Consider the following 14827-nt stretch of genomic DNA (forward strand, 5'->3'; position numbering starts at 1 on the left):
GAGTTAGTGAATGTATTGAGCGTGAGCGAAATCAACGCGCAAATCAAAGCCCTTTTAGAAGCGACTTTTTTGCACATTAGGGTTCAAGGGGAAGTGAGTAATTTGACTATCCATAAGGTGAGCGGCCATGCGTATTTTTCGCTCAAAGACAGCCAGTCGGTTATTAAATGCGTGCTGTTTAAAGGGAACGCTAACAGGCTCAAATTCGCTTTAGAAGAAGGGCAGGAAGTGGTTGTTTTTGGGGGCATTAGCGTGTATGTTCCAAGGGGGGATTATCAAATCAATTGCTTTGAAATAGAGCCTAAAGATATAGGTTCATTAACTTTAGCTTTAGAGCAATTGAAAGAAAAATTACGCCTTAAAGGCTATTTTGATGAAGCGAATAAATTACCCAAACCGCATTTTCCTAAACGAGTGGCAGTCATCACTTCTCAAAATTCAGCCGCTTGGGCGGACATGCAAAAGATCGCTTCCAAACGATGGCCGATGTGTGAATTAGTCTGCATCAATACCTTAATGCAAGGGGAGGGGTGCGTTCAAAGCGTGGTGGAGAGCATCGCTTATGCGGATAGTTTTCATGACACAAAAAACGCTTTTGATGCGATTGTAATGGCTAGGGGTGGGGGGAGCATGGAGGATTTGTATTCTTTCAATGATGAGAAAATCGCTGACGCACTGTATTTGGCTAAAACCTTCAGCATGTCAGCTATTGGGCATGAGAGCGATTTTTTATTGAGCGATTTAGTAGCGGATTTAAGGGCTTCTACGCCTTCAAACGCGATGGAGATTTTGCTCCCTAATAGCGATGAATGGTTGCAAAGACTTGATGGGTTTAATGTGAAATTGCACCGCTCTTTTAAAACTTTGCTCCATCAAAAAAAGGTGCATTTAGAGCATTTAGCGGCTTCTTTAAAACGATTGAGTTTTGAAAACAAGCACCATTTAAACACCTTAAAACTAGAGAAACTAAAAATCGCTTTAGAAAATAAAACATTAGAATTTTTACGCTTTAAAAAAACGCTTTTAGAAAAAATCTCTATTCAAGCATTGACAAGCCCTTTTTTACAAACTAAAACAGAACGCTTAAACAGGCTAGAAAACGCCCTCAAACTCGCTCATGCCAATTTGAAATTGCCCCAATTCGGGGCGTTGGTGAGCAAGAATAATCAAGCGATAGAATTAGAGGCATTAAAAAGGGGCGATAAAATTGAATTAAACAATGAAAAAGCCAGAGCGAGCGCTGAAATTTTGAGCGTGGATAGGGTATAGGGGTTTGAAAAATAATATTTAAAATAAAATAGATTTTGTTTTTAAAATCTCGTATTCACTTCTTTTAATGATCTTTTCTAAACGCAATAGCATGATGTTTGAAATCGTGTTTTGATACCCCTTGTTCTTTAAAATGCTAGCAGCTTGCGGGTTATTTTTAATTTTTTCTTCTTTTTGGCACAAATAAAAAGACCAATTCAAATAATAATCCTTATTAACTTCTATAACCGCTTGCGCTGTTGTCCCGCTGCCTGCAAAAAAATCTAAAATAATAGAATCTTTAGGGGTGGAGCATAACAATAAATATTTAATCAATCCTACAGGTTTTGGCGTCTTAAAAAGCCCCTTTAAGCCTAATTTTTCTAAATCTTTTGTGCCTTGTCGGCTATAAAAATCCAACACGCTCAAACAATTATCTTGCGATTCTTTTAGGTAATATTTTTCATAAGGGCGATTATTCTTAAAAATAAGTCTGTTTTGATAATATAAATCCTTAAGCTTTTCATCGCTGCTCCACCCTCTGCTTTTTAAGGGTTCTAAAAAAAGATTGATTTCTTCTATCGCTACACTGCGTGGGTTTGAAGGCGTGGATAAATCTTTAGCGAAATAAATTTCACCTTTTTCATCCACTAAATTATAATTTTTTAAAAAATTAAAATGTTCTTTTTTAGATAACTCTTTGATTTGTTCTTTTAAGACAAGTTGGGCTTGAGCTTGTCCTTTTTGTCTAAAAACATTTTTAATCGTTCGCATTAAATCTTTTAATGCTTTAGCATAAATGGGCAAAAGCGTTCGTAAGATTTTAAAACCAGGAGCGAACGCTTTATTTTTAGCGTAGCTTAAAACATATTCATGGGTAATATTGATATGTTTAGCGTTAGATCTTGTGGCTTGTTTAGTGATAAAAGTGCCTAAAAATTGCGCGTTCCAAAAATTTCATTGGCAATGATTTTAACTTCAGCCATTTTATTATCATCTATAGAAATAAAAAGACAACCACTTTGTTTTAACACAGACTTTGCTAAAATCAAATGTTCTTTAATCCATTTTTCATAGTCAGCATGATCGTCTTCATATTCAAAATTAGAACTCTTGGTGTTATAAGGGGGGTCTATATAGATCGTTTGGATGCTTTCTTTTTCTATTCCTTTCAAACACTCCAAAGCTTCCATGATAAAAACTTTATGCAAGATAATTTTCCCAAGAAAAACGACCAAACTTGAGATTAAAAAGATTGATAAGCTCTTGTTCTTTTGAATCAATGGGTTTCATTTTAAAATCAAATTCTTTGATTAACTTACTAATTCCTATCGTTTGAGTTGAATGCCTCCTTTCGTTATGACACTCTTTCACTTTTTGTTCTAAATACAATCCCATTTCATGGTGCTTCCCATAAACAATGAATAAAAGATTAGAAATATTATTCCACACGCCCACGGCTAAAGTCGTTTTAATATCGCAAAAAACTTTGGCTTTTTCTAAAGTGGTGTCATTAAAAGTTGCGCTCCAAGTTTTACTTTGAAAGGATACTTGTTTGATTTCTAAAAATTCATCGCTTGAACTTCTTTTAGCATCAAGGCCATGCTTTTGGGTATTGATGAGATCATAATCTAAATATAGAGCCACCATGCTATCTCTCAATTCATTCAAAAATGAATCGTTGTCATGTTTATTGTATTTATTTTGAATTTCTTCAATCGGCTTTAATGCCTGATAGCTTTCTGTAATGAAGTTTCTGTACAATAGGTTCAAAGCAACCTTTATTAAAAAATCCCAAAGATTGATTTAAAAATTGCATATCTAGCCCCTTGATTAAATTCTTTCAATATTATTTTAGTGAAAATATATGATTCATTAGCAATACTTTTAAGCAGAATATCTAAAATTTAAATTTCATTTTTATTATAATCTTGTTTCAAACACCAGCCATTATCAAAAAGTTTTGTATTATAATTTGATGGATTCCTATGGATTAAAGGTGTTTGGATTGAGTTTAGCCGATATTATTTTAGAGCGTTTTAAAGATTTTATGAGAGGACAACCTGAGCCTTACAAGTTTTTACAGGTTTTTTACGCGCAAGAAAAAGAACGCTTTTTAAATCATAAAATGAACGATTATATCAAGCAAAATAAAAGCAAAGAAGAGGCTAGTATTTTGGCCAGACAAGGCTTTGTCAGCGTAATTGGAAGGGTGTTAGAAAAAATCATAGAACTTTTATTAAAAGATTTCTGTATTAAAAATAATGTCAAAATGACGAACGATAAAATCTTAAGGGCTAAGCGCATTAATGGCGAGCTGGATAGAGTCAAACGGGCTTTATTGGTGCATTTTGGAGAATATAGCGTGTTGCCAGATATTATTCTTTATCAAACCAACAAGGATAATGTCAAAATTCTAGCGGTTTTATCGGTAAAAAATTCGTTTAGAGAGCGTTTCACAGAAACGCCTTATTGGAAATTAAAACTCTTACAATCGCCCATAACTTCTCACATTAAAGTTTTCATGATAACGCCGGATAACGATAATGAGATCAGTTTTAAAGACAGGCCTAAAAAGGCTAGGATTGTCATGGAGCATGAATGAGATGGCCTTTATTTAGCCAAAAGCCATTTTGATCAAAGCCCTAAAATTAAGGGCATAGAAAATTTATTAGAAGATTTAAAAAGGCTTTTATGAAACCTTATTTCAGTTTGGAAAAATTGGATTTATACCATGGCGATGCAAGCGTTTTAGAGACTTTTGAAAAAGGTTTTTATGATTTGTGCGTTACTTCACCGCCCTATAATTTGAGCATTGAATATCAAGGGAGCAACGATTTTAGGGCTTATGATGATTATTTGAATTGGTGTAAAAATTGGCTTAAAAATTGTTATTTTTTGGGTAAGGAACAGGCGAGATTGTGCTTGAATGTCCCTTTAGATACGAATAAACACGGCAAGCAAAGTTTGGGGGCAGATATGATTGCCATAGCTAAAGAATGCGGTTGGAAATACCAAAATACGATCATTTGGAATGAAAGCAATATCTCAAGACGCACCGCTTGGGGGAGTTGGCTGCAAGCTAGCGCGCCTTATGCTATCGCTCCTGTGGAGTTGATCGTTGTTTTTTATAAAAACGAATACAAACGAAAAAAACAAACTTCTACAATCAGTAAAGAGGAATTTTTGCTCTACACGAACGGGCTATGGAGTTTTAGCGGAGAGTCTAAAAAGCGCTTAAAACACCCAGCCCCATTCCCAAGGGAATTGCCCAGGCGTTGCATCCAATTGTTTTCTTTTTTGGAAGACACGATTTTTGATCCTTTTAGCGGATCTGGCACGACTATTTTAGAGGCGAACGCTTTAGGGCGTTTTAGCGTGGGTTTAGAGATTGAAAAAGAATATTGCGAGTTGTCTAAAAAGCGTATTTTGGAGAGTTTGTCATTAGTGTGAGCGTTTTAAAAACCTTTGAGGGTTAAAATAGTGTAAAATAGTAAAGATTTTAAAACTCAAAAAGGATTGATAATGAATTTATTTGAAAAAATGACTGACCAATTGCATGAGACTTTAGACAGTGCGATCGCTTTAGCCTTACACCATAAAAACGCTGAAGTAACGCCCATGCACATGCTTTTTGCCATGCTTAATAATTCCCAAGGCATTCTCATTCAGGCCTTACAAAAAATGCCTGTGGATATTGAAGCTTTAAGGCTTAGCGTTCAAAGCGAGTTGAATAAGTTCGCTAAAGTTTCACAAATCAGCAAGCAAAATATCCAATTAAACCAAGCTCTAATCCAAAGTTTAGAAAACGCTCAAGGCTTGATGGCTAAAACGGGCGATTCTTTCATCGCTACCGATGTGTATCTTTTGGCGAACATGAGCCTTTTTGAAAGCGTTTTAAAGCCTTATTTAGACACTAAGGAATTGCAAAAAACTTTAGAATCTTTAAGAAAAGGCAGGACTATTCAGGATAAAAACGATGATTCCAATTTGGAAAGTTTAGAAAAATTTGGCATTGATTTGACGCAAAAAGCCCTAGAAAATAAGCTAGATCCCGTGATCGGAAGAGATGAAGAAATCATTCGCATGATGCAAATTTTGATCAGAAAAACAAAAAATAACCCTATTTTACTAGGTGAGCCTGGAGTGGGGAAAACGGCGGTTGTGGAAGGGTTAGCCCAACGCATTGTGAATAAGGAAGTGCCTAAAACGCTTTTAAACAAACGAGTCATCGCTTTAGATTTAAGCTTATTGGTGGCTGGGGCGAAATACAGAGGCGAGTTTGAAGAGCGCCTGAAAAAGGTGATTGAAGAAGTTAAAAAAAGCGCGAATGTGATTTTATTCATTGATGAAATCCACACGATTGTGGGGGCTGGGGCTAGTGAGGGGGGCATGGATGCGGCTAATATTTTAAAGCCTGCGCTCGCTAGGGGGGAATTGCACACGATTGGAGCGACCACTTTAAAAGAATACCGCAAGTATTTTGAAAAAGACATGGCATTGCAAAGGCGTTTCCAACCCATTTTACTCAATGAGCCTAGCATCAATGAAGCTTTACAGATTTTAAGGGGGTTGAAAGAAACTTTAGAAACGCACCATAATATCACTATCAATGACTCCGCGCTCATAGCGAGCGCTAAACTCTCTAGCCGTTATATCACCGATAGGTTTTTACCCGATAAAGCGATTGATTTGATTGATGAGGGGGCGGCTCAATTAAAAATGCAAATGGAATCAGAGCCGGCCAAACTCTCTAGCGTTAAACGCTCCATCCAAAGACTGGAAATGGAAAAACAAGCCCTTGAAATGGAAAACAAAGAGAGCAATGCCAAACGCATGCAAGAAATCCTTAAAGAATTGAGCGATTTGAAAGAAGAAAAAATCCAATTAGAAGCGCAATTTGAAAACGAAAAAGAAGTGTTCAAAGAAATTTCACGCTTGAAAATGGAAATGGAAAGTTTGAAAAAAGAGGCTGAGAGGTTTAAGCGCAATGGGGATTACCAGCAAGCGGGTGAAATTGAATACTCTAAAATCCCTGAAAACAAAAAGAAAGAAGAAGAGTTGCAGCATAAATGGGAAGCGATGCAACAAAACGGGGCGTTGTTGCAAAACGCTTTAACCGAAAACAACATCGCTGAGATCGTGAGCCAATGGACGCATATCCCAGTCCAAAAAATGCTCCAAAGCGAAAAAAATAGGGTTTTAAACATTGAAAGCGAATTGCAAAAAAGAGTGGTGGGGCAAGAAAAAGCGCTCAAAGCGATCGCTAAAGCGATTAAAAGGAATAAGGCCGGGCTTAGCGATAGCAACAAACCCATAGGGAGTTTCCTCTTTTTAGGGCCAACAGGGGTGGGTAAAACCGAGAGCGCTAAAGCTTTGGCGCAATTCTTGTTTGATAGCGATAAAAACCTTATAAGGATTGACATGAGCGAATACATGGAAAAGCATGCCATAAGCCGTCTTATTGGGGCCGCTCCTGGGTATGTGGGCTATGAAGAAGGCGGGCAATTGACCGAAGCGGTGCGCAGAAAGCCTTATAGCGTGGTGCTGTTAGATGAAGTGGAAAAAGCCCATCCGGATGTGTTTAACCTCTTGTTGCAGGTTTTAGATGAAGGGCATTTAACTGATAGTAAGGGCGTGAGGGTGGATTTCAAAAACACGATTTTGATTTTAACTAGCAATGTGGCTAGCGGCGCGCTTTTGGAAGAAAATTTGAGTGAAGCCGATAAGCAAAAAGCGATTAAAGAGAGCCTGAGGCAATTCTTCAAGCCGGAATTTTTAAACCGCTTAGATGAAATCATCTCCTTTAACGCCCTAGATAGTCATGCTATCATTAATATCGTGGGGATTCTCTTTGAAAACATTCAAAAAAAAGCGCTTGAAAGGGGCATTAATATAACCTTAGACGAAAAGGCAAAAGAATTGATCGCTGAAGCGGGATTTGACAGATTTTATGGCGCTAGACCCCTAAAGCGCGCGCTCTATGAAATGGTAGAAGACAAGCTCGCTGAACTCATTTTGGAAGATAAAATTAAAGAGAATGACAGCGTGGCGTTTGTGGTAGAAAATAACGAGATTGTGCCTAAGATTAAGTGAAGTTTGGTTATCCTAAAAAAGACAAGAAATGGTTATTTTGAAAAAAGGATTGGATGATGTTTGATAACACGCTTGTTAATCTCTTTGACACAGCGCCTCTTTTAACTTCGCTTTTAGCTGGGATTTTAACTTTTTTAAGCCCTTGCGTGTTGCCTTTGATCCCGGCGTATATGTCTTATATTTCTCAAATTTCTTTAGAGGATATTAAAGATGGTAAGGCTAAAAGGGTTTCGGTTTTTTTAAAATCCTTGATGTTTGTGGTGGGGTTTTCGCTCGTGTTTTTGGGCGTGGGCATGTCTATGGCCAAGCTTATCCATAGCTTTTCGTTTTCCTGGGTGAATTATATCGCTGGGGGGATTGTGATCCTTTTTGGTTTGCATTTTTTAGGCGTGTTTCGTTTTGCATTTTTGTATAAGACTCAAAGCGTTCGTTTGGCGAGCAAATCTAATAGCATGCAACGCTTTTACCCCTTTCTTTTGGGCATGAGTTTCGCTTTGGGCTGGACGCCATGCATCGGGCCGATATTCACTTCCATAGTGATCATGAGCGCGAGTAAGGACGCTTATGGTTTAATCCTTATGGTAGTGTTTGTAATGGGCTTGGCGATCCCTTTTTTATTGGTGGCTTTAATGCTAGAAAGAGCGCTTTTGTTTTTAAAATCCTTAAAAAAATACAACCGCGCGATTGAGATTGTTTCAGGGTTGGTGCTTATTTTAATGGGAGTGTTGATCATGACAAATTCTTTAGAAAGCCTGACTAACTTTTTACAAAATTAGGAGGGTTTGATGCTGTTAAAAAACGCTTCGTTTTATGATGATGAAGTTTTAAAAAGAGCGGACATCCGCTTAAAAGATTCCCTCATTACAGAGATTGAAGAAAACTTAAGCCCTACCAAAAATGAAGAAGTGATTGAGTGCAGGGATTTATTCGTGCTGCCAAGCTTCATTGATTTGAGCGTTACTTGTTTGGAGGGTTATGAAAATTTAAAACAAAAGGCTTTTAAAGGGGGGGTAGGGTTACTCAATGTTTTCAATTGCGATCAAAGCGGCATTAAAAACATCATGGCGCTCAAAAACAACCAACTAGCCGACATCGCCACGCTTAAAAATAAAGGGGGGGAAATTTTAATCGCGCCATCTGATGCTTTTTTAGAACTCATCAGCCACTACGCCAAATCCTACAACTTGCCTTTTTTAGTCTCTTTAGAAAATTCTTTTGAAGCCCTAAATAGTGGGGCATTAGCCTATGAATTGGGGCAGAATTTTGTGGAAAATGCGTTTGAAAACACGCGCTTGGTGCGTTTTATGGAAGTTTCTAGAGCGTTACAAATCCCCATGCTTTTAGATAAAGTCAATAGCACCGCCACGCTCAAACTCATCAAAGCCTTTAACAATTTAGGAGCGCGTTTGCAAGCCCAAACGCCCTTAAGCCATTTGATCTTAGATGAGAGCGTGTATGAAGATTATGAGCCACGATTTAAAATCGCCCCTCCTTTAAGGGATAAGGAAGGTCAAAACGCCCTAAAAGAAGCCTTAAAAAATAACGAAATCGCCATGCTCACAAGCCTTCATGCTTCTAAAAATTCTAACGCACAGCTTTTTGAAGAAAGTGCTTTTGGGTGTGAGAGCATAGAGGACGCTTTTAGCGTGGCTTACACTTTTTTAGTTCAAAAAAAGGTTATCAGCTTCCAACAGCTCATTAAAGTCATGGCGATCAATCAAGCGAGGTTTTTAAAACTCAATGCAGGCGAGGTTAAAGAAAATCAATTAGCCAATTTGATGATCGTGGATTTAAACGCTCAAACAAGAGTGAATAATCAAAATTCGCCCTTTTATGGTTTGGAATTGCATGGCGAAGTGCAAAGAATGATCTTAAAAGGGCAAACCACATTTATTAAGGAGAATGCATGCAAATCATAGGAGCGTCTTTAGTTTTTTTATGCAATGAAAAATGCGAAGTGTTAGAAGATTGTGGCGTGGTCTTTGATGAAAAGATTGTTGAAATAGGCGATTATCAAAGTTTAACGCTTAAATACCCTCACTTAAAGGCGCAGTTTTTTGAAAATTCCGTTCTGTTGCCCGCTTTTATCAACGCGCACACCCATTTTGAATTTTCCAACAACAAGGCGAGTTTTGATTACGGGAGTTTTTCTGGTTGGTTAGGGAGCGTGTTGAACAATGGAGGGGCGATTTTAGAAAATTGCCAAGGGGCTATTCAAAACGCCATCAGCACGCAATTAAAAAGCGGGGTGGGGAGCGTGGGAGCGATTTCTAACCACCTGATAGAAGTTAATTTATTGAAAGAAAGCCCCTTGAGCTCTGTCGTGTTTTTAGAGTTTTTAGGGAGCAGCTATTCTTTAGAAAAATTAAAGGCGTTTGAGACCAAATTTAAGGAATTAAAAGATTTAGAAGATAAAAAACTTAAAGCGGCTCTCGCTGTGCATGCCCCTTATTCGGTCCAAAAAGACATGGCTTTGAGCGTCATCCAATTGGCCAAAGATTCACAAAGCCTGCTTTCTACGCATTTTTTAGAATCGTTTGAAGAGTTAGAATGGGTAGAAAATTCTAAAGGGTGGTTTGAAAATTTTTACCAGCATTTTTTAAAAGAGTCTAATTTCAAATCGCTCTATGAGGGCGCGAACGATTACATTGACATGTTTAAAGACACGCACACTTTATTCGTGCATAACCAGTTCGCTTCTTTAGAAGCGTTAAAAAGGATTAAATCTCAAGTCAAAAACGCTTTTTTAATCACATGCCCCTTTTCCAACCGCTTGTTGAGTGGGAAAGCGTTGGATTTAGAGAGAGCTAAAGAAGCCGGTTTGAGCGTGAGCGTCGCCACTGATGGCTTGAGTTCTAACATTTCTTTGAGCCTTTTAGACGAATTAAGGGCGTTCTTGCTCACCCATAACATGCCGTTATTAGAATTAGCTAAAATAGCTCTTTTAGGGGCGACTAGGCATGGGGCTAAAGCTTTAGCTTTGAATAATGGCGAGATAGAAGCCAACAAAAGGGCGGATTTGAGCGTGTTTGATTTCAATGAAAAATTCACTAAAGAGCAGGCGATTTTGCAATTTTTATTGCATGCCAAAGAAGTGGAGCGCTTGTTTTTAGGGGGGAAAAGGGTGATCTAATTTGTTTTAAAGACAGAATGCGTTAAAATGAGAGATCTAAATCAATTAAGGAAAGGTCAATGAAATTAGTTTTAGCCAAGAATACGAGAAAATCAGACGCTAAGAGCGTGGAATTAGAGGATTTGTATCACAAATTCAGTGAAGACAAGCGTTCTATTTTCTATTTTGCCCCCACAAACGCCCATAAAGACATGCTCAAAGCGGTGGATTTTTTCAAAGAAAAAGGCCATACGGCTTATTTAGATGAGGTGAGGGTCAGCACTGATGAAAAAGATTTTCTTTATGAATTGCACATTATTTAAAGGCTTGTATTGAAAGTTTATATTGAAACCATGGGTTGTGCCATGAATTCTAGGGATAGCGAGCATCTACTAAGCGAACTGTCCAAACTAGACTATAAAGAGACCAATGACCCTAAAACAGCGGATTTGATTTTAATCAACACTTGCAGCGTGCGCGAAAAGCCTGAACGGAAATTGTTTTCAGAAATCGGTCAATTCGCTAAAATCAAAAAACCCAACGCCAAAATCGGGGTTTGCGGGTGCACCGCAAGCCACATGGGAGCGGATATACTCAAAAAAGCCCCGAGCGTGAGCTTTGTGTTAGGGGCTAGGAATGTGTCTAAAATCTCTCAAGTGATCCATAAAGAAAAAGCGGTTGAAGTGGCGATTGATTATGATGAAAGCGCGTATGCGTTTGAATTTTTTGAAAAAAAGGCTCAAATCCGATCGTTATTAAACATCTCTATAGGGTGCGATAAAAAATGCGCTTATTGCATTGTCCCGCACACTAGGGGCAAAGAAATTTCTATCCCTATGGATTTGATTTTAAAAGAAGCTGAGAAATTGGCGAATAACGGCACTAAAGAGCTCATGCTTTTAGGGCAGAACGTGAATAATTATGGCGTTCGTTTCAGCAGCGAGCATGCGAAAGTGGGTTTTAGCGATTTGTTGGATAAATTGAGCGAAATTCCAGGCATTGAAAGGATACGATTCACTTCGCCTCACCCCTTGCACATGAATGATGCATTTTTAGAACGCTTTGCCAAAAACCCTAAAGTGTGCAAGAGTATCCACATGCCCTTACAGAGCGGATCTAGCGCGGTGTTAAAGATGATGCGAAGGGGTTATAGTAAAGAGTGGTTTTTAAATAGGGTGGAGAGGTTAAAAGCTTTAGTGCCTGAAGTGGGCATTAGCACGGATATTATCGTGGGCTTTCCTAATGAGAGCGATAAGGATTTTGAAGACACGATGGAGGTGCTAGAAAAAGTGCGCTTTGACACGCTCTATAGTTTCATTTATTCCCCACGCCCTTTCACTGAAGCGGGAGCTTGGAAGGAAAGAGTGCCATTAGAGGTTTCATCTTCAAGGTTAGAGAGGTTGCAAAACAGGCACAAAGAAATTTTAGAAGAAAAAGCCAAGTTGGAAGTGGGTAAAACGCATGTGGTGTTGGTGGAAAACAGGCGTGAAATGGATGATCAAATCGTGGGTTTTGAAGGGCGTAGCGATACGGGGAAATTCATTGAAGTAACTTGTAAGGAAAAAAGAAATCCGGGCGAGCTTGTAAAAGTGGAGATTATCTCTCATTCCAAAGGGCGCTTGATAGCGGCCATTAAAGGCAACTAATCAAAATAACCAATGAAGAGCGGGTTTAAAGGCGAGAATTGAGCTTAAAATTTTTCAGGAAAAATATCGTTTTAAAGGTTGTCCCACGCTTGGCGTTTGGAGTCCTTTGGTTGTTGCATAAAACTTGTAAAAACCGCTATTTTTTAGCTCAAAATTTAAAAGAAAAACCCTTTATTGTAAGCTGTTGGCATGGGGAGCTTGGCATGATCGGGTTTGCGTATTTAAGGCTTGAAAAACCTTCTGTTTATGTGATCGCAAGCCAGCATTTTGACGGCTCTATTGCGGCGGGTTTGTTTGAAAGCTTTGGTTTTAAAAACATTAGAGGATCTAGCAAAAAAGGGGGGGTTAAGGTTTTGATAGAGGGGCTTAAACGATTGAAAGAAGGTTGCGATGTCGCTATCACTCCTGATGGCCCTAAAGGCCCACGACACAGCATAGCGGATGGGGTGATCGCTTTAGCTCAAAAATCAGGCGTGGGGATTAGCGCTTGTCGGGTGGTTTGTAAAAACGCATGGCGGTTGAACACTTGGGATCAATTTGAAATCCCTAAGCCTTTTAGCGAAGTGCATTATTACATGCTAGAATCGGTAATCATCCCTAAAGAATGGGAGCTTTCAAAGGCTAAAGAATATTTAAAGACGCGCATGGATTCTGTTGGATTTGAAGAATCTCAAAGGGGTTTGGGTGTTTAAGGGGTTAAAAAAAGCGCTTAAAGAGAGGTTTTGCTCTCAAGTGTATATCTCTTTTAATGTGGATCACAATCTTTTATCCGCTCAAGTCATAAGGATCAAAAACGATCGCATTAAAGAGAAATTTTTTAAAACTTTTGAAACTAAAGTGGAAACTAAAAATGGTGAAGTCCCCATTCAAGCCTTAAAAATCGCCAGAACTTATAGCCAAAAATACCCCTACACTTATTTTAGCGCGATGAGTAAAGCTAAAGAGGTTTTATGCGAAAAGCAGGCGTTTGAACAAATCAAACGAGAAAATCAAGATTATCAGGCTTGCGAAGTCAATCAAAAGTATTGCGTTTATGTGGAATCTAAGGATTTTTTAAAGGATTTCAAGCGTTTTAAAATCCAAGATGTGGATTTTTTGTTTTCGCCTTTTAGCCTTATTTATGATTTTGTGCGCGATCATTTAGAAAATAAGCCGTTGTTGTATTTGCTTTTGGAGCGTTCAAGATTTTATTTTTTGATTGCGGATAAAAAAGAGATTTTTTTAGCCAAATCCGTGTTTTTAGAAGAACAACCTGAAGAGTTTATAGAGAGCAAAGAAGAAGATTCTATGGGAATGGATAATGAGGCTGTGGATTTGTTTTTGAGTGAAATCCAAGAAGATATTGACAGCCTTGAAGAAGCGATAGGCCTAGACAGCAGTAAGGATAATAGCGAAAAAAATAAGGACGCTTATAGTTTGATTGAAGGCATGACAAATATCCCTTTGATTGCAAACGCCTTGCAAGAGGGATTGCGCAGCGTCTATCATTCTAGAGATATTGATTTTGTAGAAAAAGTGGTTGTTTTAGACAGCTGCCAAATCCACCAAAAAGCGTTAATGCATTTGCAAGAAACTTTGATGATAGAAGTGGATAGGCTTGATTTTTCTTTGGTGGAGCGCTTGAATATTTTAGCGCGCATGGAGAATGAAAAATATGCGTTTTAGCTACATTGAACCAAGAGCGAAATACCTTATCAGCAAGCTTTCTAAAATTTGGGTTTTTTACATTTTTTTATCTTTTGTGGTAATAGGGGGGTTAGTGTGGTTTATGCACAACGCTATTAAAAACACTCAAAACAATGCGTCTGATTTGACGATCCAAGAAAGGCTTTATCGCCATGAAATCAGCCGCTTGCAGGTTAAGACTGATGAAACCTTAAAACTCATTAAAGAAGCCAAAAAGCGTTTGAATTATAACGATGATATACGAGATGTTTTGCAAGGGCTTTTGAATATTGTGCCGGATCTTATCACTATTAATAGCATTGAAATAGACCAGCAAAGCGTGGTGGTTAGTGGTAAAACCCCTTCTAAAGAAGCTTTTTATTTTTTGTTTCAAAACAAACTAAACCCCATGTTTGATTATTCTAGGGCGGAATTTTTCCCCTTAAGCGATGGGTGGTTTAATTTTGTCTCCACCAACTTTTCTAATTCCTTACTGATAAAAAACCCGGAGTCTATTAAATGAAACCATTGCATTTTTCACACCTAGACAGAGAGCAATCAGGCGATGTGGGGTTTATCATTAAAAACCTCGTTTTTTTAGGGGTTTTTTCCTTATTTGGTTGGTTGAATACCGAGTATTTTCTATGGCCTAACATGTTAGAATTAAAAAAAATCCTTTTAGAAGAAAATCGTAAAAAAAGCGTTTTAGAATACGCGCAAAGGCATTTTGAAACAGCTTTAACAAGCTATCGTAATCAAAAAGAAACCAGCGAATCCTTATTAAAGATTTTTAATGATGAAGAGTCTAGGCGGATCTTAGAAAAGATTTTAAAAAAATGTTTTGATGCCTATAAAATCAAACCCTTGCTCTCTCAAAACCCCCTTCAAAAAACCCAATTTTTTATCATGGCCAGAGCGAGCGAATTGGAAAAAACCTATCTTTTTTTCACCCTAATCAACAAATATTTACCGAGCGCTCAAAGCCAATTGCCCTTAAAAATTTCTAAAGATAATGAAGGGTTGTTGGTGCAATTTAGCGTGAGTATTGATCTCCAATAGG

General features: G+C 38.1%; 12 protein-coding genes and 3 pseudogenes. 13 read left to right on the forward strand and 2 right to left on the reverse strand.

All coding sequences use genetic code 11. From position 1 onward, the window contains the following. Window positions 1-6: 6 nt before the first annotated feature. The gene (gene xseA, locus I6852_RS02105) at window positions 7-1269 is read left to right on the forward strand and encodes an exodeoxyribonuclease VII large subunit (protein WP_197291701.1); all 1263 of its coding nucleotides are present in this window, start codon (window positions 7-9) and stop codon (window positions 1267-1269) included. Between the two features lie 18 nt (window positions 1270-1287). Here xseA and I6852_RS02110 read toward each other — a convergent pair. Both I6852_RS02110 and I6852_RS02115 read right to left on the reverse strand, forming a co-directional pair. Continuing rightward, window positions 1288-2441 (reverse strand): annotated as a pseudogene (locus tag I6852_RS02110) (DNA methyltransferase). Window positions 2442-2451: 10 nt separating this feature from the next. Next, window positions 2452-3067, reverse strand: a pseudogene (locus I6852_RS02115) (hypothetical protein). A gap of 189 nt (window positions 3068-3256) precedes the next feature. On the opposite strand from I6852_RS02115, the pseudogene I6852_RS02120 reads away from it, so the two are divergent. The 12 genes and pseudogenes from I6852_RS02120 to I6852_RS02175 all read left to right on the forward strand — a co-directional run bounded on the left by I6852_RS02120 (window position 3257) and on the right by I6852_RS02175 (window position 14826). Then, window positions 3257-3946 (forward strand): annotated as a pseudogene (locus I6852_RS02120) (BsaWI family type II restriction enzyme). Beyond that, window positions 3943-4701 carry a DNA-methyltransferase gene (locus tag I6852_RS02125; protein WP_197291700.1) on the forward strand — a complete coding sequence of 253 codons (759 nt, stop codon included), beginning with the start codon at window positions 3943-3945 and terminating at the stop codon, window positions 4699-4701. The pseudogene I6852_RS02120 and the gene I6852_RS02125 overlap by 4 nt, the downstream one beginning before the upstream one ends. 72 nt (window positions 4702-4773) lie before the next feature. Beyond that, window positions 4774-7344, forward strand: a complete 2571-nt coding sequence (locus I6852_RS02130; protein WP_197291699.1) for an ATP-dependent Clp protease ATP-binding subunit — start codon at window positions 4774-4776, stop codon at window positions 7342-7344. A gap of 56 nt (window positions 7345-7400) precedes the next feature. Then, window positions 7401-8120: a cytochrome c biogenesis protein CcdA gene (locus I6852_RS02135; RefSeq protein ID WP_197291698.1), complete on the forward strand. Its 720-nt coding sequence runs from the start codon at window positions 7401-7403 to the stop codon at window positions 8118-8120. Window positions 8121-8129: 9 nt separating this feature from the next. Then, window positions 8130-9263, forward strand: coding sequence for an amidohydrolase family protein (locus I6852_RS02140; protein ID WP_197291697.1), 1134 nt, complete (start codon window positions 8130-8132; stop codon window positions 9261-9263). Continuing rightward, window positions 9251-10477, forward strand: a complete 1227-nt coding sequence (mqnF, locus tag I6852_RS02145; protein ID WP_197291696.1) for an aminofutalosine deaminase family hydrolase — start codon at window positions 9251-9253, stop codon at window positions 10475-10477. Before I6852_RS02140 ends, mqnF begins: the two co-directional genes overlap by 13 nt. 59 nt (window positions 10478-10536) lie before the next feature. Beyond that, complete coding sequence (locus I6852_RS02150; RefSeq protein ID WP_000780044.1) at window positions 10537-10779, forward strand: nuclease; 243 nt, start codon at window positions 10537-10539, stop codon at window positions 10777-10779. A 9-nt stretch (window positions 10780-10788) separates the two neighbouring features. Next, on the forward strand, window positions 10789-12102 hold the full coding sequence (gene miaB / locus I6852_RS02155) for a tRNA (N6-isopentenyl adenosine(37)-C2)-methylthiotransferase MiaB (protein ID WP_197291695.1): 1314 nt from the start codon (window positions 10789-10791) through the stop codon (window positions 12100-12102). A 38-nt stretch (window positions 12103-12140) separates the two neighbouring features. Beyond that, window positions 12141-12794 (forward strand): lysophospholipid acyltransferase family protein, encoded by a 654-nt coding sequence (locus I6852_RS02160; protein WP_042629948.1) that lies wholly within the window; start codon window positions 12141-12143, stop codon window positions 12792-12794. Then, window positions 12787-13767 carry a hypothetical protein gene (locus tag I6852_RS02165; RefSeq protein ID WP_197291694.1) on the forward strand — a complete coding sequence of 327 codons (981 nt, stop codon included), beginning with the start codon at window positions 12787-12789 and terminating at the stop codon, window positions 13765-13767. Before I6852_RS02160 ends, I6852_RS02165 begins: the two co-directional genes overlap by 8 nt. Further along, on the forward strand, window positions 13757-14290 hold the full coding sequence (locus I6852_RS02170) for a hypothetical protein (protein WP_001212809.1): 534 nt from the start codon (window positions 13757-13759) through the stop codon (window positions 14288-14290). The genes I6852_RS02165 and I6852_RS02170 overlap by 11 nt, the downstream gene beginning before the upstream one ends. Continuing rightward, entirely contained in the window at window positions 14287-14826 is a 540-nt protein-coding gene (locus I6852_RS02175) for a hypothetical protein (RefSeq protein WP_197291693.1), read from the forward strand. The genes I6852_RS02170 and I6852_RS02175 overlap by 4 nt, the downstream gene beginning before the upstream one ends. Window position 14827: the final 1 nt, after the last annotated feature.

Source organism: Helicobacter pylori, from assembly GCF_015904775.1.
Taxonomy (GTDB): domain Bacteria; phylum Campylobacterota; class Campylobacteria; order Campylobacterales; family Helicobacteraceae; genus Helicobacter; species Helicobacter pylori_DM.

Excerpts from the sequence above, each read along its gene's own strand:
- I6852_RS02140 (WP_197291697.1), top strand. The coding sequence starts at position 8,130 with ATGCTGTTAAAAAACGCTTCGTTTTATGATGATGAAGTTTTAAAAAGA.
- I6852_RS02135 (WP_197291698.1), top strand. The coding sequence starts at position 7,401 with ATGTTTGATAACACGCTTGTTAATCTCTTTGACACAGCGCCTCTTTTA.
- I6852_RS02175 (WP_197291693.1), top strand. The coding sequence starts at position 14,287 with ATGAAACCATTGCATTTTTCACACCTAGACAGAGAGCAATCAGGCGAT.
- I6852_RS02170 (WP_001212809.1), top strand. The coding sequence starts at position 13,757 with ATGCGTTTTAGCTACATTGAACCAAGAGCGAAATACCTTATCAGCAAG.
- mqnF (WP_197291696.1), top strand. The coding sequence starts at position 9,251 with ATGCAAATCATAGGAGCGTCTTTAGTTTTTTTATGCAATGAAAAATGC.
- I6852_RS02150 (WP_000780044.1), top strand. The coding sequence starts at position 10,537 with ATGAAATTAGTTTTAGCCAAGAATACGAGAAAATCAGACGCTAAGAGC.
- I6852_RS02125 (WP_197291700.1), top strand. The coding sequence starts at position 3,943 with ATGAAACCTTATTTCAGTTTGGAAAAATTGGATTTATACCATGGCGAT.
- I6852_RS02130 (WP_197291699.1), top strand. The coding sequence starts at position 4,774 with ATGAATTTATTTGAAAAAATGACTGACCAATTGCATGAGACTTTAGAC.